We start from the raw sequence: 23,663 nt of genomic DNA on the forward strand, positions 1-23,663 counted from the left end.
CCCCCCCCGCTCCCACATTGGTTTAGTGGTGCTGGATAGATTGCAGCAACGCTTCGATTTCCTCAAAGCCAGGGCGCGCCAGCACATCCGGCTGACAGCAACGCGCCTGCAGCGCACTCAGCGCCTCATCGCTCACCCCGTCAACGCGTTCCAGCAATTCCCCCAGCAGCACGCCGAATGCGCGCACTTCAATGCGCTGCAATGCCCGGGTTTCCAAAGTGTCTGCCGTGGCATGGAACGACGCCGCGCCAAAATCCCCCAGCAAGCAATCGCCCGCCGCATTCCACAGAATATTGTGGCCGTACAGGTCGCCATGGGTGATGCCGTGCCGGTGCAAATGCGCCGCCACCGACGCCACACCCCGCGCCATGCGCAGCGCCACTTCAGCGCTGAAGTGTGTAGCCGGTTCATAGATGTCACGCGTGCACGACGCCAGGCTTGGCAGGGCTGCGAGGTTGCGGTAGCTCGGGTCGATCAAATCCATCACCAGCGCGGCGCCGTCGTCAGGGTGGCCGATAACGCGTCCTTGCACCTTGATCAGGTTCGGGTGCAGCCCCGCCGCGATGCAGGCCTGCATTTCATGCAGAGGCGAGCCGTCGCTGGTGATCGTGCCTTTGTACACTTTGACGGCCACCGGCTTGGCCTGCGGCGTCCACAGGGCCTTGCGGATAACGCCCGAGGCGCCTTCGCCCAGCACCTCGCCCAACACCAGTTCGGACCAGTGAATATCCGGCGTCGTGTCATCTGCGGCGACGGCCACCGCCATTTCCACCGGGTTCCCGGCATAGGCCAGCCACGTCAGGCTCGGCATCGTCAGCAGCCATTCCGGCAAGTGCGTCAGGCGGTTGGAGGCGATGCGCAACAATTCCAGGTTTTTGCACTGGGCCAGGCTTTCGGGCAAGTGAGAAAGCCGGTTGCCGGCCAGCATGAGTTTTTGCAGTAACGGCCGCTTGCCCACTTCATCGGGCAATTGGCTGATGCAGTTGTCGGTCAGGATCAGCCAGCGCAATTGTGGCGGCAGCGCGGCGCCGGACACTTGGCTGATTGTGTTGGCCTTGAAGCCGATCATGCTCAGCGTCGCGCACTGACCCAGGCATTCCGGCAGTTCGGTGAAGGCGTTGTCCGAGCAGAACAGCACGCGCAAGTGGGTCAGGCGGTGCAGGTCATCGGGCAAGCGGCTCAGGGCATTACCCGTGAGGTTGAGGATTTCCAGGGTGTCGGCCAGTTCGAAGATTTCCCGGGGGAATTCAGTCAGCCCGCAAGACAGGTCCAGGCGCGTAATACCGGCCAATTGGCCGGCTTTGAGTTGGGCGAGGGTATTCATGAACGGCGCGGTCACTCGGCTAGAGGGCGTAAATGGCGCTCATGATACCGGGTCGGGCGCGTGTTGCGGGTTGACCGTTTGCAATTGGTTCAGCCGGCTGGCCGTGCGGGCGAGGTCGATGGCCTGGCCGCTCAGGGCGGTTTCCAGCGGTTGTGTGCCGATCATGCTCAACTGCTTGTCGCGGTCGTAAAGCACGTCCACCAGGTTGATAAAACGCTGTTGCACGGCGATGGGGCAGTCCGCCAGCAAGGGCAGGCCGTCGATGATCCAGTGGTCGTAATCCTCGCACAGCAGCAGGTAATCCATCACCGCCGTGAGTTGCTCGCACAGGTCGGCGAAGGTGAAGGCGATGGTGCGCGCCTGATGGCTGCGACACAGCAACTGTCGGTTACCGACGGTCAGGGTTTGCGCCGGGCAATCGAGGGCAGGCAGCCCAAAAGCCTCGCGCTGTTGCGCCGTGCCGGGCCAGACGTACCGGCCACGGGTAAAGTGCTGCGCACTCTGCGCCTGCGCCAAGCTGCGAAAATCCTCGGGTGAACTGACTTCCAGCACGTCCATGCGCGCGGCGATCAAGTCGATAACCGGCTTGAAGCGCTGGTGATACAGCGGGTTAGGCAGCAAGCCTTCTGGCGGGTAATTGGAGGTCACCAGCACCAGCACGCCACGTTTGAACAGCGCCTGGAACAGCCGGCTGATGAGCATTGCATCGCCGATGTCGTGGACGTGAAACTCGTCGAAACACAATACCCGGCAGCCCGCCAGCAGCTCATCAAGGGTGACGCCCAAGGCATCGTCCTGGTGGCTGTGTTTGAACATGCCGCGATGCAGGCGCATGAAGAATTCGTGGAAGTGCACCCGCTGTTTCTCGGCGATCGGCACTGCCTGAAAAAAACCGTCGAGCAGCCAGCTTTTGCCGCGCCCCACCGGGCCGTGCAGGTACAGGCTGCGCGTGGGCTGGCCGGCCAGCAGGTGCTCGGTTTCAGTGCTCAGGGCGGCAATCGCCCGGGTTTGGCCGGGGCTGAGGGTGTAGCCCTGTTGTTCGGCCTTGTCCTGGAAGAACCCAGGAATGGGCGAATCGAGGGGGCGCTCGGTTTTTTTACCGAGCAGGCGCTGGATCAGGGGAAGCACGGCCAAGGCGGGTCACTCTGTGTTTCGGTGGTTGCTCACTTTAGGGCGCGCGCGCCGATTTGACCAATAGAGAAGGGGGCGGCCAGCGATCTCGAAAAGGCATGGTGGGCGCGTAGTCCCTTACCGACTGGCAGTTTTCGTCTTAATGGCTAATCTCATAAACAGGAGTCACCCCTGTATAAGGAATTGGGGCAGTGAAGGGACGAGCGGTATTGGCAGTCATGGGCGCGATGCTCTGCAGTACGGTTGATGCTGCGCAGCTCCAAGTGGTGGTGCGTATCGACGTGCAGCGGGGTTGCCAGCTGGTGGGCACCACCCGCAGCGCTGGCATCGAGCAGCTGGGTGTATTGGATTTTGGCAGCGGCCCGCGTCTGGATGACCCGGCCGGGCCGTTGAGTGCGGCCCTGATCAGCCAGCGCCAGCCGCGCCTGGAATGTAACCCCGACACCCCTTATCAAATGCGCGTTGACGGCGGCCTGCACGGCGGCGTCGGCGAGGTGCGCTACCTGAGCGCTGCCACCCCTTCCAGCAAACCCATTCCCTATCGCATCTACGCCGACGCCGCACGCTTGATTCCGTTGCCGGTGAATGTACCCGTCAGCGGCCGCGTGCCGGATTCCGGCTCCGTCGATTTGCCGCTCTATGGCCGCATCGAACCCCTCAAAGACATTCCCGCCGTCGGCCGCTACTCCGACCTGCTCAAGGTCACGGTCACATGGTAAGCCGCGCGCTGGCCGTGCTGGCCATGAGCAGCGCGTTGCTGCTTTCGCCGAGCGCCCGTGGGGCGGTCGCCAGCGGGTTCATCCAGGCGAGCATGGTGATCACCGCCAGTTGTGAGGTGACCAAAAACATTGAAACGGCGCCGGTAGGCCCGACTGGCGGCACGGCCATGCTTTATTTTGGCAGCCAGGGACCGACCTGGACCAACACCCTGGCAGCAGGTCTCTCGGCCACTGATAACGCGCCACTTTCGGTGGCGTGCAACCCGACAGTCGCCAGCTTCACCGTGACCATTGACGGTGGCACCAACGCAGCGGGCACCACCCGGCGTTTGAGCAACGGGCGGCAAATGATCCCTTATCAACTGATGGCCGACCCGCTCGGGCGAGTCCCTTACAGCATCGGCCAGCAACACAGTTTTTTTGCCAGCGATGGCAAACAAATGACCATCCCGGTGTGGGGCGCCGTGGTGGCCAATACGACGGCCCTGCCTGCAGGGATCTACACCGACACCTTGACAGTGACACTGGACTGGTAAATTAAAAGGACCTACATCATGCACACACTTGCATCTCGACTCGGCGTTTGCGCACTGGGCCTGGCAATGGCCTCCAGCCTCAATGCGGCGACCACCGTAACCGGGCAGATCAGCTCGACCATGACGTTGATTGCCAGCTGCCAGGTCAACGGCTCAGGCGCGGCCACCGGGCTGAACTTCGGTAGCTTGAACTTCGGTACCACCAACAGCCTTTTCACCAACGCCGATGCCCAACTGCTCGGCGGCACCGGGACCGGCGGCGCGCTGTCGGTGCTGTGCTCGGCTGGCACCACGCCCACCATCAAGGTGCGCGCCGGGGCGCATGACAATGCTTCCACAGGCGGCACGCGGGCCCTGGCCGACGGTGCGGGCAACTTTGTGCCCTATGACTTTTACACCGACAGCGGGCATTCGGCGCTTCTGGCCATCGACGGCGTGATCACCCTGGCTGCCAGTACCGGCGTGGCGCAGAGCGTGAACCTGTATGGGCGTGCGGTGGGCAAGGCGGGGCTGCCGGCGGGCACCTACACCGACACCGTGGCCGTTGAACTGACGTTCTAAAGCCATGAACCGTTTGGTGGCAAGAGCAATGCTGGTGTGCGGCCTGGCCGTGCCGCTGCCGTTGTCGGCGGTGACCAGCCAGAGCTTTCAAGTGAGCGCGACCGTCACGCCGGGCTGCCTGATCGTGGGCGGTACCTCCAATTACGGGGCGCTGGCCTATGGCAGTCATTCGGCCCTGGCAACCGGCACCGCCACGGCCGCGCTGACCGGCGGGGTGACCTTGCAATGCACGCCGGGCGTGACCTTGAGCATGAGCGTCAACGGCGGCCTGCATAACAGCACCGAGCGTAATTTGCAGCACAATAGCGGCAGTGCGCGGGTGGCTTACCAATTGTTTCGCGATGCGGCGTTCAGTCAGAGCCTGGGGATCAGTCAGAGCGTCAACGTGGCCTACAGCGATGCAACTAACATCAGCCTGCCGATTTACGGACGGGTGCAATTACCGGGCAACCAGCCTGGGGGGACGTACAGCGACACGCTGCAGGTGCAGCTGACGTGGTAGGGCTATGGGTATAAGGAGTGGGTTTATGCGTTCAACTTCCCGGCGGCTGTGGGCCGCGGGTATGGCCTTGTGTACCGCGTGTACCGCAGGGTTTGTGCAAGCGGCCAGTTCGGTGCTGATCTGGCCGATCGACCCGGTGCTGGAGGCCGACCAACAGGCCAGCGCACTGTGGCTGGAAAACCGTGGCACCGAGACCGCCAGCCTGCAGATTCGCGTGTTTGCCTGGAGCCAAAGCGGTTTTGACGAGCAGTACCAGAACCAGCGCGATGTGATCGGCAGCCCGCCAGTGGCGAAGATCGAGCCGGGGCAAAAGCAGCTTGTGCGTCTGACGCGCACTCGTGAAGTGCCGCCGGGGCAGGAGCTGGCGTATCGCATCATCATCGATGAAATACCGTCGGCGATTCAGGTGCCGCCGCCGCCGGAAGGCAAGAACACCGCCGCGGCCATTCGCTTTCAGATGCGCTATTCAGTGCCGCTGTTTGCCTACGGCGCGGGCCTTTGGAGCAAGGACGACGCGACGCGCCAACGTGACCCCAAAGGCGCCGGCAAGCCAGACCTGAGTTGGCAAAAAGTCACGGTGGCCGGGCGCTCCTACATTGAAGTACGCAATCAGGGCGCGGTGCACGCGCGCCTGACTGACGCCTCATTCAGGCAGGGTGGGCAACCCCGCCCTATAGTGGACGGTTTGCTCGGTTACGTGCTGCCGGGTGCGACCATGCGCTGGCCGGTGCCGGACGCAGTATCTGCCGATCAACCGTTGCAGGTCCGCATCAATGGCGCACCGCAGTTGGAGAGCCTGGCGCCGAAGCGATAAGCGTTTTTTGGAGCGGGACGGGGTGAAACCCGGTTCTAACAGGATGGAGATGTCCATTGAAGGACGCAATGCCATGGAGTCGTGGTCGGGCTCGTTGTCAGTGGCCGGCGGTGGCAGTGGTGAGCGGGCTGTGGGGCGCAATGATCGCGCTTCCGGGCGTGGCTGGTGACCTTCCGCCGCCCCCAAGCAGTATGGAGGCTGTCGCCGATGCACAGCTGTTTCTGGAGCTGGTGGTCAACAGTATGGACACTGGCCGGGTCATTGCGGTGGACCAGCGCGCCGGGCAACTTTACGTACCGGCCAGCGCACTGCAGGACGTGGGGATGAAACTGCCCGGCGACCTCACCGGCAGCATCGCTTTGGACAAGGTCCCGGGCCTGCACAGCGACTACGACAGCAACGGTCAACGCCTGTTGGTGGATGTGCCGCCGTCATGGCTGCAGGAACAGTTTATCGGCAACCGCAACACCTACCCGCGCACCCAGGCGATGAGCAGCTTCGGCGGCTTGCTCAACTATGACGTGTATTTCAACGACACGGACGGAGGTGGCAGCTACCTCGCCGCCTGGAACGAAGTGCGCCTGTTCGACAACTGGGGCACCTTGTCCAATACCGGGCAGTACCGGCAAACCCTGATTGGCGGGGTCAGCGACAGTACGCTCAATAACGGCTATCGGCGCTACGACACCACCTGGCGGTTTTCCGATGATGAGCGGTTGCTGACGTACGAGGCGGGCGACGTCATCAGTGGTTCATTGCCCTGGAGCAGCTCGGTGCGCCTGGGCGGGGTGCAATTGTCCCGGGATTTTGCAGTGCGCCCGGACCTCGTCACTTACCCGTTACCGCAATTTGCCGGCGAAGCGGCAGTGCCGTCCTCGGTGGACCTGTTTATCAACGGTTACAAATCCGAAAGCGCGCTGCTGCAACCGGGGCCTTACACGCTGACCAACATCCCGTTTATCAATGGCGCCGGTGAAGCGGTGGTGGTGACCACGGACGCGCTCGGGCGCCAAGTGTCGACCACGGTGCCGTTCTACGTGACGAGTACGTTGCTGCAACACGGTCTGAGTGATTTTTCGGTGGCCGCCGGGACGTTGCGCCGTGATTACACCGTGCGCGACTTCGGTTACGGCCCGGGCGTCGCCAGTGGCACGTTTCGCTACGGCTATTCCGACTCAGTAACCCTGGAAAGCCATGCCGAAGCCTCCAGCGACCTGACCCTGGGCGGGCTGGGCGGCAACCTGCGCCTGGGTAACTTCGGCGTGCTCAACACGGCCGTCAGTCAAAGCCAGTTCGACGGCCGTACCGGGCAACAGTTGAGCCTGGGTTATCAGTACAACAGCTCGCGCTACAGCCTGTCGTATCAACGGGTTCAGCGGCGCGACGAATACGCCGACCTGACCCTGATCGACACGCCTTACGCCAGCCTCAGCAAGCGCAGTGAACAGGTCACGCTGAGCCTCAACCTGGAGCGCTTCGGCAGCCTGGGCTTCGGCTATTTTGACGTGCAGGCGGCGGACGATTCGCGCACGCGCCTGCTCAACCTGAGCTGGAGCAAGCCGCTGTGGCACAACACCAGTTTCTACCTGTCGGCCAACCGCGAGATCGGCGACAGCAACTGGGCCATGCAGGCGCAGTTGGTCATTCCCTTCGACATCAATGGCAGCCTGGCCTTGAGCAGCGAGCGCAGCAAGGACGGCGCGAGTCGCCAGCGCGTCAACTACAGCAGCGCGGTGCCGAGTGACGGCGGGGTGGGTTACAACCTCGGTTATGCCCAGGGCGACGGCCCGACTTACCGCCAGGCTGACCTGACCTGGCGCCTGCAATCGGTGCAGTTGCAGGCTGGCGTGTACGGCAGCAGCGACGCTGAAACACGCTGGGCAGATGCCAGTGGCTCGCTGGTGTGGATGGGCGGCGACACCTTTGCCGCCAACCGTATCAACGACGCGTTTGTGGTGGTGAGCACCCAGGGGTTTGCCGGCATTCCGGTGCGCTACGAAAACCAGCTGGTAGGCCAGACCAACCGCAACGGCAAATTGCTGGTGCCGTGGAGCAGTGCCTATTACCGAGCCAAATATGAAATAGACCCGCTGAACCTGCCGCCGAATGTACAAAGCACGAATGTGGAGCAACGCGTGTCAGTACGCCGGGGCAGCGGGTATTTGCTGGAGTTTCCACTGCGCCGGGTACTGGCCGCGAGCATCACGCTGGTAGACAGCACGCACCAGGAATTGCCCCTGGGCAGCCTGGTGGTCCATGAACAGAGCAACACCCAGGCCGTGGTCGGCTGGGATGGCCTGGTGTACCTGGATAACCTCAGCGCGCACAACACGCTGCAGGTCACCCTGGGTGAGGGGCGAACCTGCCAGGCGACATTCGATATTGATGAACAGCAACAGGATGTGCCCCTGATCGGGCCGTTGGTGTGCCAGTGAAAGGCTGAGAAAGGAGTAGGCGGGTGAGGGGCAAAGGATTGCTGTATCTCGTGGGGCTGCTGTTTTCGGGCCAGGCCATGGCGGTTTGCTCGGTGGTCACGACGTCGCCGGCCAGTTTTGGCTCGATCAGTTCGATGACGGTACGCACCGCTGCGCAGGCCAGCTCGACCACCAACGCGGGGTTGCGCTGCACCGCCACATTGATTTCGCTGCTGGTGTCCACCGACCACTTTTACGCCACGGTGACCGGCTCGCCCCAGGGCGGAATGGTCGGCCCGACCGGGGATGTGATCGGTTACACGCTGTACGCAAACAACACCACCAGTTACCCGATCACGCGCAGCACGCAGTTTGATTTCGGCTCAGCCAGCGGCATCGCCCAAATTCTCGGGCTGGTGTCCGGGCCGGGTGCAAAAACCCTACCGCTGTATTTGAGCAGTATCACCGGCAGTAACGTGGCGGCGGGCCTTTACACCGAAACGTTGAGCATTGCCTGGAACTGGAACTACTGCTCCGGGATTGGCATCGGTGGCATCTGCGCGGGGCGTGATATCGGTTCAGGCACGTCGTCGTTGACGGTCAGCATGACCGTCACCAACGATTGCCAGATCACCGCGCCGAATATCAGCTTTGGCAGCGCGCCGGTGGTAAGCGGTTTTACCCCTGTCTCCGGCCAGACCATCAACATCAGTTGCACCAAGGGCAGCGCCTACAGCGTGGGTTTGAGCGATGGCCAGAACCCGGTCAGCGTGGGCGGGCGTCGGCGCATGATCTCGGGCACCAATTATTTGGCCTACGACATTTTCAAAAGTGCCGGTACCACGCGCTGGGGCAGTGTGGGCGCAGCGCGACGTGCCAGCAGCACCGCCGAGGTCAACCCCGGCAACGGCCTGGGCATTGGCAGCCAGGTGTTCAACTACAACGCCAAGATCTACACCGACCAGACCACGCCGCCAGGCGGTACCTACCTGGACAACGTGGTGCTGGATGTGGGGTTTTAGAACTTCAGCATCTGCGTGGTCGGCTGGTCCACCGGGCTGACCACTGCATAGTTGTAGCCAGCGCCGGACCAGTACTCGGCCTGCAAGCCGTCGGCACTGCGCCGACCACGGGGCAGGAAGCCGTTTTCCGGGCCCGGTGGGCGGATGTAGAAACTGATGCGCCGACCTTGCGGGTCTTCGTACAAGACCATGGCAGCGGCGCCTTGCTCAGTGGTGAGCAGGCGCCCACTCACCGGCTTGAAGCCTGACTGGCTCAGGTCTGGCAGGCGATGCGCCTGATTGAAATAGCGGTCCAGCCAGGCTTGCATGGTGCCGCCATGTTGCACGTTGTAATCGGCAGGCATGATGCCGTCCTGGGCAAACAGACGGAACGCTTGCATCGCATCGGCCATCGGCAGCATCGGCGCCTGGGTGACTTCGCGGGCATGCCAGCCGCCGATACCACCGAGGCTGACGGCGATCAGCAGTACGGCGGCCGTGGCAAAGTGCCGACGTGATTGATGCTTGATGCGTTGGCGAATCAGCGCCGGGTCGAGGTCGGGGTTGGCCGGTTGTTGCAGGGCGCCGCTCAATGAGGCGCGCAAAAGGTGTGCGTCCTGTTGCCAGGCCTGCACTTGGGCGGCGGTATCGGGGTGGGCGGCCAACCAGGTTTCAAGCACGCGACGATCACTCTCCAGCAGTTGGTGGTCGACGTAGGCATGCAAATCGCGTTCGCTGGGGGGAAGGCTGATCATTTGAGTATCCGCAGGGAAGGGCTGGTAATTTCGCCATCGCTGAGTTGACGCAAGGCTTGGCGCGCACGGGAGAGGCGCGACATCACGGTGCCGATGGGCACGTCGAGGATTTCTGCGACTTCTTTGTAGCTCAAGCCTTCAACCGACACCCACAGCAGCAGCGCACGTTGTTCGGTATTGAGTTGATCGAAGGCTTGCAGGGCCGATTGGGCCATCACGGTGCGTTCCACTGAGGGTTGCGCGTCGTCACGGCCGGTGAAAAATTCCAGCATGCGTGCATAGCGCCGGCTGCGACGGTGGGCGTCGAGGAACTGCCGATAAAGGATCGAAAACAGCCAGGCGCGCAGGTCGCCTTCGATGCGTTTGTCGGCCCAACTGATGATCGCCCGTTCCAGGGTCGACTGCACCAAATCGTCGGCGCTGCTGGCGTTACGGGTCAGGGACACGGCAAAACGCCGCAACCTGGGGATGAGTTCACGTAACTGTTCGTCGAGTTCATGCATGGTCGGCTGACTGTTCACTACGCTGGGACTAGAGAGACGTCTGGCGTTGAAGGTTATTCCTTTTCCTGAGAAATAAACTCAAGGGCCTGGAATAGAGCTGATCGGTGTTCGTCTTAATCATCCGACCTTATGTTTCACCCCTAAGGCCTCTGGCCCTGGAGTCACTTGATGGTAGATCACTCATCACCGCCCCGTTCTCCGTTGAGCACTGCGAGCCTGATCGCGCGACTCGCCGGGATTGGTGCCGTGGTTGCGGTTGTTGCCGGGGCATTTGCCTACGTTAACGGCACGCTCGACCCACAACGCCTGCGCCCAAAAACCCTGGTCAATGCCCTGGAAACCAATAACGGCATACACCCTGGCTTTCGCCGTAACCACGCCAAAGGTGTGTGCGTGGCCGGTTACTTCGAGAGTAGCCCCGAGGCGCGTGCGTACTCCAGCGCCCAAGTGTTCAGCGAGGCGAAAACCCCGGTGATCGGTCGCTTTGCCTTGCCCAGCGGCAACCCTTACGCGCCGGACAGCAGTGTGCCGATCCGCAGCATGGCCCTGCAATTCAGCCAGGCCAACGGCCAACAGTGGCGCACGGGCATGAACAGCATGCCGGTATTCCCGGTAGGCACCCCCGAAGCGTTCTACCAAATGCTCAAAGCGGGCGCGCCAGACCCGGCCACCGGCAAGCCGAACCCGGCGAACATGCCGGCGTTTTTTGCCTCCCATCCGGAGACGGCGCCGTTCCTGGCCTGGGTCAAAACCGCCAAGCCGTCGGCCAGCTATGCGACGGAGACCTACAACGGCATCAACGCGTTTTTCCTGGTGGGTGCTGACGGCAAGCGCCAGGCCGTGCGGTGGGGTGTGGTCCCGCAGAGCCAGGACGCAGCGGGTGACACCGCGCCAGCCGGCAATGACTTCCTCGAAAAAGATGTGCTGCAGCGCCTGACCGCAGGCCCGCTGCGTTGGCAGTTGAACATGACCCTGGCCAACCCCGGCGACCCGCTGGACGACGCCAGCAAACCCTGGACCGGTGAGCACAAGGTGCTGAACGCTGGCACGCTGGTGGTGCAAAGCAGCCAGCCGCAAGCGGACGGCGATTGCCGCGATATCAACTTTGACCCGCTGATTCTGCCAAGTGGCATTGAAGCCTCAAACGACCCGTTGCTGGCCGCGCGCTCGGCCGCCTATGCCAGTTCGTACGTGCGTCGCGCGGGTGAAGTCAGCCCACTGCACAGTGCCCCTCAGGAGTCGAAGCCATGAATGCTCAACCGCGGTTTTTCGCTCCTTTGGCGCGGCTGCTGCACTGGCTGATGGCGCTGATGATCATCGCCATGCTGTTTATCGGTGCGGGCATGGCGGCATCGGTTTCGGAGCGGCATGAATGGTTGATTCACCTGCACAAGCCACTGGGCATTGCGATTCTGGCGTTGGTGATCGTGCGGCTGATCGTGCGCTTCTCTACCCGGCAACCGCCGTTGCCCGCCGATTTGCCACTCTGGCAAGCGTTGGCGGCGAAGGCTTCGCATGTGCTGCTCTACGCGCTGATGCTGGTGCTGCCTCTGCTGGGCTGGGCAATGATTTCGGCGGCCGGTGACCCGGTGATGCTCAGCAGTACGGTGCAATTACCGGCGCTGGTGGGGGCGAATGCGCCGTTGTTTGCGGTGTTGCGCAAGGCTCATGGTTATCTCGCCTACCTGCTGTTCCTGACAGTGCTGGTGCACCTGGCGGCGGCGTTGTTCCATGGGCTGATTCGGCGGGACGGTGTGCTGCAGAGCATGGTCGGCACCAAGGACTGAGCCCGGTTTTGTGGTGAGCGAGCAAGCTCGCTCACCACAGGGGTTGTGCCTGGCCGGAGATGGGGTCAGCGCAGGATTGTGACGATATCCGCCACGCTGCTCAACACGTCCTTGCCCAACTGCATCGACCGTTTGCCTGACCATCCGGTGTGAGGGTTGGGCGCGTCGTCGTTGTCCTTGAAGGGCATCTCCAGGGTCAACGACAGGCAGTCATACTTTTCTCCAACGGCGTTGCAGGCTTTGGTCATGATTGCCTCGCCCGGCAAATCGCGGGTGTAGCCGTAGGTGGTCTGAAAGTCGCGGGTCAGGGCGCTCAAATGGCCGCGGAAGTGTTTTTCCAGCGCCTCGATACGTGGGGTGTAGCCCGGGTTGCCTTCGCAGCCGGCGGTGAACACGTAGGGGATTTCTTCGTCACCGTGGATATCGAGAAACAGGTCGACGCCATACGTTTCCATCTGCTGCTGAGCGAACAGCACTTCAGGGCTGATTTCCTCACTGGCGCTCTGCCAGGCACGGTTAAGGTCCTGGCCCATGGCGTTGGTGCGCAGGTGGCCGTGGAAAGCACCGTCGGGGTTCATATTCGGTATCAGGTACAGGTCAGCGACGGACAACAGTTTTTTCAGCTGCGCATCACCGTCTTGTTGCAGGCGCTCGATGATGCCTTCCATAAACCATTCGGCCATGTGCTCGCCGGGGTGTTGCTGGGCGATGATCCACACCTTGCGCTGGCCTTCGCCGCCTTTGCCGCGACGCAGCAACTGGATATCACGGCCCTCGGCACTTTTGCCAATGGCGAGCAATTCGGCGCCGGCGCGGTGAATGGCTTGCTCGATCAGCCAGTCGTGACGCTCGCGGCTGTAAGGCTCGAAGTAGGCGAACCAGGCGTGTTTTTCGCGGGTTTGCAGACTGATGTGCAGTGTCTCGCCATCAAAGCGCGTGGGCACGCGGAACCAGTTGATATGGTCGTAGGATGCCACGGCGTTATAGCCGCTCCAGGCGTTTTTATAGGACGACTGGCTCGCGTTGCTCAGGCGAAAGCTGTGGGTGTGGCCCACGTGCATGCCTTCGGCCTTGAAGTGAAACCATTGGAAATGCGGGCTGCGGGTATCGGGTTTGATTGCCAGCAGCAATTGGTAGGCATCGCTGGCATCCAGGACCTGGATGTTGCCGCTGTCGAAGTCGGTGCTGATCTTGATGGAGGTCAAGGCCACGGTCATAGTCTGGTTGCCTGAATATGAGTGTTGTGGCGGATATCTTACACAGGAGTCAGGCAAAATCTTGATGCAAAAATGTTGCACGGGGAAGGGGGCGTCGTCCTTGACGCGACGGCAGCTTAGAATCTATGCGATTGATTCTCAAGCGCTAATTCGCAAAGATCCGGGCTAGAGCGTTGGTTCGGCTTTCTTTTGGAGATGGTCATTTGCTACCATGCGCGCCATCGAGCAACACACAGTCTTCATTAGCCTGAAGCCATGCCAGGAAACTGGCAAAAAAAAGACCCGGCCAAAGAGCCGGGTCAAAAACCGTGATTAGCCTGATGAGGAGATATTCCAAGAGTCCGACCTAAGGTCTCTTGGTCTATCGACTGATCTCGCGATCAGCTGAGCCCAATAATAATCATTATCATTTGCAAGTCAAATGTTTTTATCCGAGAGATAGAAATATTTTTCGTTGCGCCTTCTTATGCGTTCGCCTGATGTGTGGCTGGCGCCTGCAACGACCGCTCCACCATCGCTTTCGCCATATCAATCAAATACACCACTGAAAACGCCAGGTCGCGCTGATTGCCTTTATGGTTGCTCGCCGATTCGTATGCGGTGGCGGCTGCACTGCGCAACAGGTCCGAGGCGTGGATCAAGGCGTCTTCATGGCTGATGCCGGGCTTGATATCAAAAAAACAGTCGTCCGGCACTGGCGCTGACACATCTTCTTTCAAGTAATAATCCAGCGCGCGTCTGGCAGCACCGCTGCTGCGCATGCCGTGCAGTTCATCGTTATCAACTGTTTCGTTAAGGAGACACGGGCTCATCGTCATAAGGGTCGGTACTCTGGTGGGGTGTCGAAAACCATAGAACCGATGATAGTACGTATCGTATTTATGTCCTTTTATGGATTACTACAAACTGTTTATTGCCCTGAAAAGTACGCAACGTATTGTCAGGCCCCATGGATAACTGGATAGCGTTGGTGAGAGCCAACATGAAAGACCGCAAGGTCACGCAAGACAAACTGGCCGAACGCCTGGGCATGTCCCAGGGCGGGGTGGGCCATTGGCTGAACAAGCGCCGTGTGCCGAGCCTGGCCGACATGAACCGGGTACTCGCTGAGTTGGGTCTGGGTTACCTGGAAGTCACCCTGCAGATCCGCGAGCGGGCTGAGGAGGCACCTGCGCCGCAACAACACTACAACCCGTACTTTCGCTACCCGGTCAGCGACTGGAAAGGCGTTTGCGAAATACGCGAAGAACGCCCCGCCTACGGTGCAGCGCGGTTTGAGTTAACCGATTACCACGCCCGGGGCGAAGCCTTCTGGCTGCCCGTGACGGGGGACGCCATGACCGCACCCAGCGGCCTTAGCATCGGCGCAGGCATGATGATTCTGGTAGACCCGGCCATCGACGCCGAACCCGGCAAACTGGTGGTCGCTCAATGGGCCGACAGCCCTCACGCGACCTTCCGCCAATTGATGGAAGAGAGCGGCCAGCGCTACCTGGTGCCGCTCAATCCAACGTTTCCAAAACTGTTGTTCACCGACGACTGCCGAATCCTCGGCGTCGTGGTGCAAGCCACGGCGAAGTTTTAGCCTGCCGCTTCAAGCTCCACCAGCGCACTGCCTTCGGCAACCATTTCGCCTTCCTGGCAAAACAGCGCCTTGACCACCCCGGCGTGCGGCGCGCGGATGCTGTGCTCCATCTTCATTGCTTCCAGCACCACCAATTGCGTGCCGGCTTCGACCGCTTGACCCACCTCCACCAACACCCTGACGATGCTGCCGTTCATGGGCGCCGTGAGGCCGCCTTGATGGGAGCCGTTGGCTTCGACCGCCGCAATCGGGTCAAACAGGATGACGGCGTGCACTTCGCCGTTCCAGCGCAGATACACCGCGCCTTCGCTGCGCACGGCGAGATGGGCACGCCGTACGCCGTGTGTTTCGATCACCAACTGTTCGCCCTGCCAGTGTGCAGCGCCGCCGTCCAGCGTCACCAAACGGTCCTGCCCGGCGCAGCTCAGGTGCAGCGAAACCTGGGCAGGCAACCCCGCGCGAAAACCTCGCGTATCCGCCCATGGCCCGTCACCGGCCGGCAAACTCTGCATAAATGCCGAGCCCGCCGCCTGCCAGAATTCATCGCTCAACTCCCCGGCGACGGGCAACAGCTCATCCTGATAGCGCGGAATAAACCCGGTATCCAATTCAGCCGCCGCAAACGCCGGGTGCCCGATGATCCTGCGCAAAAAGCCCAGGTTGGTCTTGAGCCCGCCCACCGCAAATTCATCCAGCATGCTCAGCAAGCGCAGGCGCGCCTGTTCACGGTCCTCGCCCCACGCAATCAATTTGCCCAGCATGGGGTCATAGAACGGCGAAACCACGTCGCCTTGCTCCACACCACTGTCCACGCGACGGCCTGGGCCGGGTGCTGATTCGCGGTACAGCGCCAGGTGCCCGGTGGCGGGCAGGAAATCATTCGCCGGGTCTTCGGCATACAGACGCACTTCAATCGCATGCCCAATCAGCGGCACTTGTTCCTGAGTGATCGGCAGCGCCTCACCTTGCGCGACACGAATCTGCCAGGCCACCAGGTCGAGGCCGGTAATCGCCTCGGTCACCGGATGCTCCACCTGTAGCCGTGTGTTCATTTCCATAAAGAAAAATTCGCCACGCGCGTCCAGCAAAAACTCCACCGTCCCCGCGCCTACATACCCGATGGCCTGGGCCGCTCGCACGGCAGCTTCGCCCATGGCCTGGCGCTGCTCAACGCTCAAACCGGGCGCGGGTGCTTCTTCCACGACTTTTTGATGACGCCGCTGAATCGAGCAATCCCGCTCATTCAGGTAGAGGCAATGGCCATGCTGATCGGCAAATACCTGGATCTCCACATGGCGCGGCTTGAGCAGGTATTTCTCCACCAGCATCTGCCCATTGCCGAACGACGACAGCGCCTCACGCTGGGCCGAGGCCAGGGCTTCGGCCAGTTGGCTGACGTCTTCAACCACCTTCATGCCCTTGCCGCCGCCGCCGGCCGTGGCTTTCAGTAACACCGGGTAGCCAATACGCTCGCAGGCGGCGCGGAACGTTTCCAGGTCCTGAGCTTCGCCGTGATAGCCCGGCACCAGCGGTACGCCAGCGATTTCCATCAACGACTTGGCGGCCGATTTGCTGCCCATCGCGTCGATCGCCGAGGCGGGCGGTCCGAGGAAGATCAACCCTGCGGCTTCAATGGCACGGGCAAAGCCTGCGTTTTCCGACAGGAAACCATACCCCGGGTGGATCGCCTGGGCGCCGCTGGCCCGGGCGGCTGCGATGATTTTGTCGATTTGCAGGTAACTCTCAGTAGCTTTGCTGCCACCCAAATCCACCCGAATATCCGCCTCGCGGCTATGCCGTGCATCGCGGTCGGTAGCGCTGTGCACGGCCACAGTGGTCAGGCCCATGGCCTTGGCCGTGCGCATCACCCGGCAGGCAATTTCGCCGCGGTTGGCCACCAGCACGGTGGTCAAATGTGTGCTCATGAACGTGGCTCCTGGGCTTGCCAGCTGGACGGGCGTTTTTGCAGGAAAGCGCGCAAACCTTCCTGGCCCTCGGGGCTCACGCGAATTCGGGCGATGGCATTTTCGCAATAGCGGCGCAGGGCCGGGGTGAGGGCGCCGTTGCCGACTTCGCGCAGCAAGTCTTTGCTTGAACGCATCGCCGCCGGGCTGTTTTGCAGCAGGTTGGCGACCCACAGTTCCACCTGTAGATCCAGTTCGGTAGCCGGATAACTCTCTGCCAGCAAACCGATTTCCCGCGCACGCTGGCCGCCAAAACGTTCGGCAGTCAGGGCATACCGGCGGGCCGCACGTTCGCCGATGGCCTTGACCACAAACGGGCTGATTACCGCCGGCGCCAGGCCAATGCGCACTTCCGACAAGCAGAACTGCGCGTCATCGGCGCCAATCGCCATGTCGCAGCAACTGATCAAGCCCAACGCGCCGCCGTAGGCTGCGCCTTGCACCACGGCCAGGGTCGGAATCTTCAGTTTGGCCAGGTTGTACATCAGCTCGGCCAGCTCGCGGGCGTCGTCCAGGTTGGTGTGATAGTCGAGTTCGGCTGACTGCTGCATCCAGGCCAGATCGGCCCCGGCGCTGAAGTGTTTGCCGCGCCCGCGCAGTACCAGAAAACGCAGCGAGGCATCGCCCTGTACGTGGTCGAGGGCGATGATCAGTTCACGGATCATCTGGGCGTTGAACGCGTTGTTCTTGGCTTCACGACTGAGCCACAGCGTGGCAAAACCACGGCTGTCGGTGATCAGTTCGAGGGTGTTGAAGTCGCTCATGGGTAGGGCTCCATTTACATGCGGAACACGCCGAAGCGGCTCGGCTCGATGGGGGCATTCAGCGAAGCGGACAAGGCCAGAGCCAGCACGTCGCGGGTCTGTTGCGGGTCAATCACACCGTCGTCCCACAAGCGCGCGCTGGAATAGTAGGGGTGGCCCTGGGTTTCGTACTGATCGAGGATCGGTTGCTTGATCGCGGTTTCTTCCTCGTCGCTGAAGCCGACGCCTGCGCGTTCAGCCTGCTCGCGCTTGACCTGCACCAGCACGCCTGCCGCTTGTTCGGCACCCATCACACCGATGCGCGCGTTCGGCCACATCCACAAAAACCGCGGGTCATAGGCGCGCCCGCACATGCCGTAGTTACCGGCACCAAAGCTGCCGCCGATGATCACGGTGAATTTCGGCACCTTGGCGCAGGCCACTGCGGTCACCAGTTTGGCGCCGTGCTTGGCTATGCCGCCGGCTTCGTACTTCTGGCCGACCATAAAGCCGGTGATGTTCTGCAGGAACAGCAGGGGAATCCCGCGCTGGCAGGCCAGCTCGATAAAGTGCGCGCCTTTCTGCGCGGCCTCGGCGAACAAAATGCCGTTGTTGCCCAGGATCGCAATCGGGTAGCCGTGCAAGTGCGCAAACCCACACACCAGCGTGGTGCCAAACAGCGCCTTGAACTCATCGAACACCGAACCGTCCACCAGCCGCGCGATCACTTCGCGCACATCAAACGGCTGCTTGGCATCGGCCGGGATCACCCCGTAAAGCTCTTCACTGCCGTACAGCGGCGCGACGGGCGCGCGTTGCAGCAACTCACCTCGTTTGCGCCAATTAAGGTTGGCCACACTGCGCCGGGCCAGTGCCAGGGCGTGTTCGTCGCTGTCGGCATAGTGGTCGGCCACGCCGGAGATTTTGCAGTGCACGTCGGCACCGCCGAGGTCTTCGGCGCTGACCACTTCGCCGGTTGCGGCTTTCACCAGGGGCGGCCCGGCGAGAAAGATGGTGGCTTGCTCGCGCACCATGATCGCCTCGTCCGCCATGGCCGGAACATAGGCGCCACCGGCGGTGCACGAGCCCATCACCACGGCAATCTGCGGAATGCCCTGGGCGCTCATGTTGGCTTGGTTGAAGAAGATCCGCCCAAAGTGCTCGCGGTCCGGGAACACCTCATCCTGACGCGGCAGGTTGGCGCCGCCGGAGTCCACCAGGTAGATGCACGGCAGGCGGTTCTGCTCGGCGATGGTCTGGGCGCGCAGGTGTTTTTTCACCGTGAGCGGGTAGTAGGAACCGCCTTTCACCGTGGCGTCGTTGGCGACGATCATGCATTCGATGCCTTCCACACGGCCGATCCCGGCGATCACACCGGCAGCGGGCACGTCTTCGCCGTACACCTGATAAGCCGCCAATTGGCTGAGTTCAAGGAACGCCGAGCCCGGGTCGAGCAGGCGGTTGATGCGCTCGCGGGGCAGCAGTTTGCCGCGCGAGGTGTGGCGCTCCTGAGCTTTCGTGCCGCCGCCTTGCGCCACATGGGCGAGCAGCGTGTGCAGGGCGTCGACCTGCTGGCGCATGGCCGCGCTGTTGGCGGCAAACTCCGCCGAGCGCGGGTTGAGTTGGGTGTGCAAGGTGGCCATAGCGCGCTCCTTCAGCGGGTTTCGTTGAAGAGTTCGCGACCGATCAGCATCCGGCGAATCTCACTGGTACCGGCGCCAATTTCATACAGCTTGGCATCACGCAGCAGGCGCCCGGCGGGGAATTCGTTGATGTAGCCGTTGCCGCCGAGAATCTGAATGGCGTCAAGGGCCATTTGTGTGGCGCGTTCGGCGCTGTAAAGAATCACCCCGGCCGCGTCTTTGCGCGTGGTTTCGCCACGCTCACAGGCTTGGGCCACCGCATACAGGTAGGCGCGGCTGGCATTGAGTTGGGTGTACATGTCGGCGACTTTGCCCTGGATCAGCTGAAATTCGCCGATGCTCTGGCCGAACTGCTTACGGTCGTGGATGTAGGGCACGATGAGGTCCATACAGGCCTGCATGATGCCGGTCGGGCCGCCGGAGAGCACCACGCGCTCGTAATCGAGGCCGCTCATCAACACTTTCACGCCGCCGTTGAGCAGGCCGAGGATGTTTTCTTCGGGTACTTCAACGTCATCGAAAAACAGCTCGCAGGTGTTGGAGCCGCGCATGCCCAGCTTGTCGAACTTGTTGCTGCGGCTGAAGCCTTTCCAGTCGCGCTCGACGATAAATGCGGTGATGCCGTGGGCGCCTTTTTCCAGGTCAGTCTTGGCGTAAATCACATAGGTGCTGGCGTCGGGGCCGTTGGTGATCCAGGTTTTGCTGCCGTTGAGCACGTAGCAGTCGCCGCGCTTGTCGGCGCGCAATTTCATCGACACCACATCGGAACCGGCATTCGGTTCGCTCATGGCCAGGGCGCCGACATGCTCGCCGCTGATCAACTTCGGCAAGTACTTGAGTTTCTGTTCGTGGCTGCCGTTGCGGTTGATCTGGTTCACACAAAGGTTGGAGTGAGCGCCGTAGGACAACGCCACTGACGCCGAACCGCAGCTGATTTCTTCCATCGCCACCACGTGGGCCAGGTAGCCCAGACCCGCGCCGCCGTATTCTTCCGGCACGGTGATGCCGAGCAGTCCCATGTCACCGAACTTGCGCCACAGGTCGGCGGGGAACAGGTTGTCGATGTCGATTTGTGCCGCGCGCGGGGCAATTTCCTTGGCCACGAAGTGCTGCACCTGGTCGCGCAGCATGTCGATGGTTTCGCCGAGGGCGAAGTTCAGGGACGGGTAACTCATGGACAGGCACCTTAATGTGAGCTTTTGTTTTTGTGTGGACGGCGCCGGAGGAGGGCGCTCACCTTTACGTTAACGTAAGCTTGCGTTGCGAGGCTGTCAATCGTAGTTTACGTTTACGTCAAGCAACCGCCGTCCACCTTACAAAAAAGACAAAAGGGGTCGTTATGGATCAACCGAATCAGAGCTACAGTCGTGGCTCTCAGGACAAGACCTTGCTGGCCATGACCATCGGCCAAGCCTTCAATAAAACCGTCGCGCAAGTCCCGGATGGCGAGGCCCTGGTGGTGCGCCATCAGCACCTTCGTTATACCTGGCGGCAACTGGCCGAGGCCGTTGACCTGCACGCCCGTGCGTTTCTGGCCATTGGGATGCAAGCCGGTGACCGCCTGGGTATCTGGGCACCCAACTGCGCCGAGTGGTGTATCAGCCAGATCGCCAGCGCCAAGCTCGGGGTGATTCTGGTCAACATCAACCCGGCCTATCGCAGCAGTGAGCTGGAATACGTGCTCAAACAGTCGGGTTGCCAGTGGCTGGTGTGTGCCGGTTCATTCAAGACCTCGGACTACCACGCCATGTTGCAGGAGCTGAAGCCCGACCTGCGCGCCATCGTCAGCCTCGACCCCAGCCCGCCAGCCGGATTCTTGCCCTGGTCGGAACTCGCGGCTCTCGGTGCAGGCGTCCCGCCCGAGCAATTGCATCGCCGCGAAACCAGCCTGCATTTCGATCAAGCCGTCAACATTCAGTACACCTCCGGCACCACCGGTTTCCCCAAGGGCGCCACCCTCAGTCACCACAACATCCTCAACAACGGTTACATGGTCGGCGAAAGCCTGGGCCTCACCGCGCAGGACCGGCTAGTGATTCCAGTGCCGCTCTACCACTGTTTTGGCATGGTGATGGGCAACCTGGGTTGCATTACCCACGGCACCACCATGATTTATCCGAATGACGGATTCGACCCGCTGCTGACCCTCACCGCCGTCGCCGAAGAGCGCGCCACCGGCCTGTACGGCGTACCGACCATGTTTATCGCGATGCTTGATCACCCGCGGCGCGGCGAGTTCGACCTCGCCACCCTGCGCACCGGCATCATGGCCGGCGCCACGTGCCCCATCGAAGTGATGCGCCGGGTCATCAGCGAGTTGCACATGGGCGAAGTGCAGATCGCCTATGGCATGACCGAAACCAGCCCGGTGTCACTGCAAACCGGCGCGGATGACGACCTTGAACGCCGCGTCACCACCGTCGGGCGCACCCAGCCGCAGTTGGAAAACAAGATCGTCGATACCGACGGCAATACCGTGGCGCGGGGTGAAATCGGCGAGTTGTGCACCCGTGGCTACAGCGTGATGCTCGGCTACTGGAACAACCCCGAAGGCACCCGCGACGCTATCGACGACGCCGGCTGGATGCACACCGGCGACTTGGCGACCATGGATGCGCACGGCTACGTGTGCATTGCCGGGCGCAACAAGGACATGATTATTCGTGGCGGCGAGAACGTGTACCCGCGTGAACTCGAGGAGTTTTTCTTCACCCACCCGGCGGTGGCGGATGTGCAGATCATCGGCATTCCCGACGCGCGTTATGGCGAAGAGATCGTCGCCTGGGTCAAGTTTCACCCGGGGCACGCGGCGAATGAGCTGGACCTGCAAACCTGGTGCAAGGGCCGCATTTCGCACTTCAAGACGCCCAAGCATTTCAAATTTGTGGAAGAGTTTCCGATGACGGTGACGGGCAAGATTCAGAAATTTCGCATGCGCGAGATTTCTATTGAGGAGTTGCGAACCCAATCCGACTAACAACACCAGCTCCCACAGTTTGAACAGCTGAGTGTCAGGCAGAAAGCACAAAGGGGACCCGAAGGTCCCCTTTAATGTGTCGTTGCGTGCTCTTTTTTTATTATTGAGGGGCGGTCTATTGTTGTTTTTGGCAACCGTTACCCTTTACCGCTGTTTTTGGCGACCCCCATCCGGGGTCAAGAGCAAACGTATTTTTTTGAACGCTGATCTGCAACTTCGTTAACGATCCAACCCGTGGTAGCTACCTGAGGTAGTTTTATTTTTCTCTAACCGGTTGCGGGTTTCGGCACGCCGTACCCTGCGAAGCACATCTTCTTCAAAAAAATCTGTTAGCTGCGTCTCTGCCGTGTTGTTTTTGTTATGTCAGAGTCGTTTCGTCTTATTTTTATTAGGCTTGGTGCTTTTTATTCTTGTTATGCAATAGAGATAGCATAAGCCGTGCCAACTTTTTAAATCCCTTAAAAATCAGATGCTTGGGTTTTTAGCGGGTCACGGCCTTCAGCAAATTCGACAAAATATGTTCCCGTGTTACTCGAAACGTAAGCGTGCGGTAACACATTGTCACAGCCGCGCTACTCAAACCGCGTTACGCGCTTTGGCGACGCGTGATCCGGTCGGGCGGCCGAGCACCTGGCTGATTTGCTGGCCCGCACGAATCAAGGCGTCCAGATCGATACCCGTGTCGATCCCCAGGCCGTTCAGCAGGTACAGCACATCTTCGGTGGCGACGTTACCGCTGGCGCCCTTGGCATAAGGGCAGCCGCCAAGGCCCGCAATAGAGCTGTCGAACACGTTGATGCCTTCGAGCAGGCTGGCGTAGATATTGGCGATCGCTTGCCCATACGTGTCATGGAAATGACCGGCCAACTTTGCCCGTGGTACCTGCGCCCCAACCACCTCAAACAACCGTCGCGTGGCGCCCGGCGTGCCGGTGCCAATGGTGTCGCCCAGGGAAACCTCATAGCAGCCCATGGCATACAGCTCGCGCGCGACGGCGGCGACTTGTTCCGGCGCAATCTCACCTTCGTAAGGGCAACCCAACACACACGACACATAGCCGCGCACGCTGATGCCGTGTTGCTTGGCCGCCGCCATGATTGGCGCAAAACGCTCCAGGCTTTCGCTGATGGAGCAGTTGATATTGCGCCGGGAAAACGCCTCGGACGCCGCCGCGAACACCGCCACTTCCTTCACCCCGGCCGCCAGCGCATCTTCAAAACCGCGCAGGTTGGGGGCCAGTGCGCCGTAGGTCACGCCGGGCTTGCGCTGAATCTGCGCAAACACCTCAGCGGAGCCGGCCATTTGCGGCACCCATTTGGGCGAGACAAAGCTGCCCACTTCGATATAACTCAAGCCCGCAGCGCTCAAGGCGTCCACCAACTGCACCTTGTCAACCACGCTGATAGGTTGGGCTTCGTTCTGCAAACCGTCGCGCGGGCCGACTTCCACCAGGCGTACGTGTGAGGGGAGGGACATGGCAGTTACCT

The 23,663-nt window shown here is 61.3% G+C and carries 22 protein-coding genes; 11 read left to right on the forward strand and 11 right to left on the reverse strand.

Annotated features, from left to right (window positions below):
* Positions 1 to 22: 22 nt before the first annotated feature.
* Positions 23 to 1,324 carry a protein kinase gene (locus Q7C20_RS07880; RefSeq protein WP_375066655.1) on the reverse strand — a complete coding sequence of 434 codons (1,302 nt, stop codon included), beginning with the start codon at positions 1,322 to 1,324 and terminating at the stop codon, positions 23 to 25.
* Between the two features lie 39 nt (positions 1,325 to 1,363).
* A complete protein-coding gene (zapE, locus tag Q7C20_RS07885) occupies positions 1,364 to 2,458 on the reverse strand; it encodes a cell division protein ZapE (RefSeq protein ID WP_375066656.1) in 1,095 nt (364 codons plus the stop codon).
* A gap of 224 nt (positions 2,459 to 2,682) precedes the next feature.
* On the opposite strand from zapE, the gene Q7C20_RS07890 reads away from it, so the two are divergent.
* The 7 genes from Q7C20_RS07890 (at position 2,683) to Q7C20_RS07920 (ending at position 9,023) form a co-directional block, all read left to right on the forward strand.
* Positions 2,683 to 3,174 (forward strand): spore coat U domain-containing protein, encoded by a 492-nt coding sequence (locus Q7C20_RS07890; RefSeq protein WP_348057144.1) that lies wholly within the window; start codon positions 2,683 to 2,685, stop codon positions 3,172 to 3,174.
* On the forward strand, positions 3,168 to 3,710 hold the full coding sequence (locus tag Q7C20_RS07895; protein WP_348057113.1) for a spore coat protein U domain-containing protein: 543 nt from the start codon (positions 3,168 to 3,170) through the stop codon (positions 3,708 to 3,710). Before Q7C20_RS07890 ends, Q7C20_RS07895 begins: the two co-directional genes overlap by 7 nt.
* An 18-nt stretch (positions 3,711 to 3,728) precedes the next feature.
* Positions 3,729 to 4,271 (forward strand): spore coat protein U domain-containing protein, encoded by a 543-nt coding sequence (locus Q7C20_RS07900; RefSeq protein ID WP_348057111.1) that lies wholly within the window; start codon positions 3,729 to 3,731, stop codon positions 4,269 to 4,271.
* A gap of 4 nt (positions 4,272 to 4,275) precedes the next feature.
* A complete protein-coding gene (locus Q7C20_RS07905; protein ID WP_375066657.1) occupies positions 4,276 to 4,773 on the forward strand; it encodes a spore coat U domain-containing protein in 498 nt (165 codons plus the stop codon).
* Between the two features lie 25 nt (positions 4,774 to 4,798).
* Complete coding sequence (locus tag Q7C20_RS07910) at positions 4,799 to 5,587, forward strand: molecular chaperone (protein ID WP_348057107.1); 789 nt, start codon at positions 4,799 to 4,801, stop codon at positions 5,585 to 5,587.
* Positions 5,588 to 5,727: 140 nt separating this feature from the next.
* On the forward strand, positions 5,728 to 8,022 hold the full coding sequence (locus Q7C20_RS07915; protein WP_375066658.1) for a fimbria/pilus outer membrane usher protein: 2,295 nt from the start codon (positions 5,728 to 5,730) through the stop codon (positions 8,020 to 8,022).
* A gap of 77 nt (positions 8,023 to 8,099) precedes the next feature.
* Complete coding sequence (locus Q7C20_RS07920; RefSeq protein WP_348057143.1) at positions 8,100 to 9,023, forward strand: spore coat U domain-containing protein; 924 nt, start codon at positions 8,100 to 8,102, stop codon at positions 9,021 to 9,023.
* Here Q7C20_RS07920 and Q7C20_RS07925 read toward each other — a convergent pair.
* Together Q7C20_RS07925 and Q7C20_RS07930 are read right to left on the reverse strand one after the other, a co-directional pair.
* Positions 9,020 to 9,757, reverse strand: a complete 738-nt coding sequence (locus tag Q7C20_RS07925) for an anti-sigma factor (RefSeq protein WP_348057103.1) — start codon at positions 9,755 to 9,757, stop codon at positions 9,020 to 9,022. The two genes, Q7C20_RS07920 and Q7C20_RS07925, sit on opposite strands and share 4 nt — an antisense overlap.
* The gene (locus tag Q7C20_RS07930) at positions 9,754 to 10,260 is read right to left on the reverse strand and encodes a sigma-70 family RNA polymerase sigma factor (protein WP_348057101.1); all 507 of its coding nucleotides are present in this window, start codon (positions 10,258 to 10,260) and stop codon (positions 9,754 to 9,756) included. The genes Q7C20_RS07925 and Q7C20_RS07930 overlap by 4 nt, the downstream gene beginning before the upstream one ends.
* A 168-nt stretch (positions 10,261 to 10,428) precedes the next feature.
* On the opposite strand from Q7C20_RS07930, the gene Q7C20_RS07935 reads away from it, so the two are divergent.
* Together Q7C20_RS07935 and Q7C20_RS07940 are read left to right on the forward strand one after the other, a co-directional pair.
* Positions 10,429 to 11,511 carry a catalase family peroxidase gene (locus Q7C20_RS07935; RefSeq protein ID WP_375066659.1) on the forward strand — a complete coding sequence of 361 codons (1,083 nt, stop codon included), beginning with the start codon at positions 10,429 to 10,431 and terminating at the stop codon, positions 11,509 to 11,511.
* A complete protein-coding gene (locus Q7C20_RS07940; RefSeq protein ID WP_348057099.1) occupies positions 11,508 to 12,047 on the forward strand; it encodes a cytochrome b in 540 nt (179 codons plus the stop codon). The genes Q7C20_RS07935 and Q7C20_RS07940 overlap by 4 nt, the downstream gene beginning before the upstream one ends.
* Positions 12,048 to 12,112: 65 nt before the next feature.
* Here Q7C20_RS07940 and Q7C20_RS07945 read toward each other — a convergent pair whose 3' ends face one another.
* On the reverse strand, positions 12,113 to 13,264 hold the full coding sequence (locus tag Q7C20_RS07945; RefSeq protein WP_375066660.1) for a M14-type cytosolic carboxypeptidase: 1,152 nt from the start codon (positions 13,262 to 13,264) through the stop codon (positions 12,113 to 12,115).
* 464 nt (positions 13,265 to 13,728) lie between these two features.
* Entirely contained in the window at positions 13,729 to 14,082 is a 354-nt protein-coding gene (locus Q7C20_RS07950; RefSeq protein ID WP_375066661.1) for a DUF6124 family protein, read from the reverse strand.
* A gap of 131 nt (positions 14,083 to 14,213) precedes the next feature.
* Here Q7C20_RS07950 and Q7C20_RS07955 point away from each other — a divergent pair, with 131 nt between their 5' ends.
* Positions 14,214 to 14,849: a LexA family protein gene (locus Q7C20_RS07955; RefSeq protein ID WP_375066662.1), complete on the forward strand. Its 636-nt coding sequence runs from the start codon at positions 14,214 to 14,216 to the stop codon at positions 14,847 to 14,849.
* Here Q7C20_RS07955 and Q7C20_RS07960 read toward each other — a convergent pair.
* The 4 genes from Q7C20_RS07960 to Q7C20_RS07975 are packed head-to-tail and all read right to left on the reverse strand — an operon-like array spanning position 14,846 to position 20,374.
* Positions 14,846 to 16,774, reverse strand: coding sequence for an acetyl/propionyl/methylcrotonyl-CoA carboxylase subunit alpha (locus Q7C20_RS07960; RefSeq protein WP_375066663.1), 1,929 nt, complete (start codon positions 16,772 to 16,774; stop codon positions 14,846 to 14,848). The genes Q7C20_RS07955 and Q7C20_RS07960 overlap by 4 nt on opposite strands.
* Positions 16,771 to 17,577 carry a gamma-carboxygeranoyl-CoA hydratase gene (locus Q7C20_RS07965; protein WP_375066664.1) on the reverse strand — a complete coding sequence of 269 codons (807 nt, stop codon included), beginning with the start codon at positions 17,575 to 17,577 and terminating at the stop codon, positions 16,771 to 16,773. The genes Q7C20_RS07960 and Q7C20_RS07965 overlap by 4 nt, the downstream gene beginning before the upstream one ends.
* Before the next feature lie 14 nt (positions 17,578 to 17,591).
* Positions 17,592 to 19,199: a carboxyl transferase domain-containing protein gene (locus Q7C20_RS07970; RefSeq protein ID WP_375066665.1), complete on the reverse strand. Its 1,608-nt coding sequence runs from the start codon at positions 19,197 to 19,199 to the stop codon at positions 17,592 to 17,594.
* A gap of 11 nt (positions 19,200 to 19,210) precedes the next feature.
* A complete protein-coding gene (locus Q7C20_RS07975; protein WP_375066666.1) occupies positions 19,211 to 20,374 on the reverse strand; it encodes an isovaleryl-CoA dehydrogenase in 1,164 nt (387 codons plus the stop codon).
* Positions 20,375 to 20,538: 164 nt separating this feature from the next.
* Between Q7C20_RS07975 and Q7C20_RS07980 the strand changes: the two genes are divergently transcribed.
* Positions 20,539 to 22,176: an AMP-binding protein gene (locus Q7C20_RS07980; protein WP_375066667.1), complete on the forward strand. Its 1,638-nt coding sequence runs from the start codon at positions 20,539 to 20,541 to the stop codon at positions 22,174 to 22,176.
* Positions 22,177 to 22,752: 576 nt separating this feature from the next.
* Here Q7C20_RS07980 and Q7C20_RS07985 read toward each other — a convergent pair.
* The gene (locus Q7C20_RS07985) at positions 22,753 to 23,652 is read right to left on the reverse strand and encodes a hydroxymethylglutaryl-CoA lyase (RefSeq protein WP_375066668.1); all 900 of its coding nucleotides are present in this window, start codon (positions 23,650 to 23,652) and stop codon (positions 22,753 to 22,755) included.
* Positions 23,653 to 23,663: the final 11 nt, after the last annotated feature.

It is taken from the genome of Pseudomonas sp. AMR01 (assembly GCF_041946035.1).
Taxonomy (GTDB): Bacteria; Pseudomonadota; Gammaproteobacteria; order Pseudomonadales; family Pseudomonadaceae; genus Aquipseudomonas; species Aquipseudomonas antarctica_B.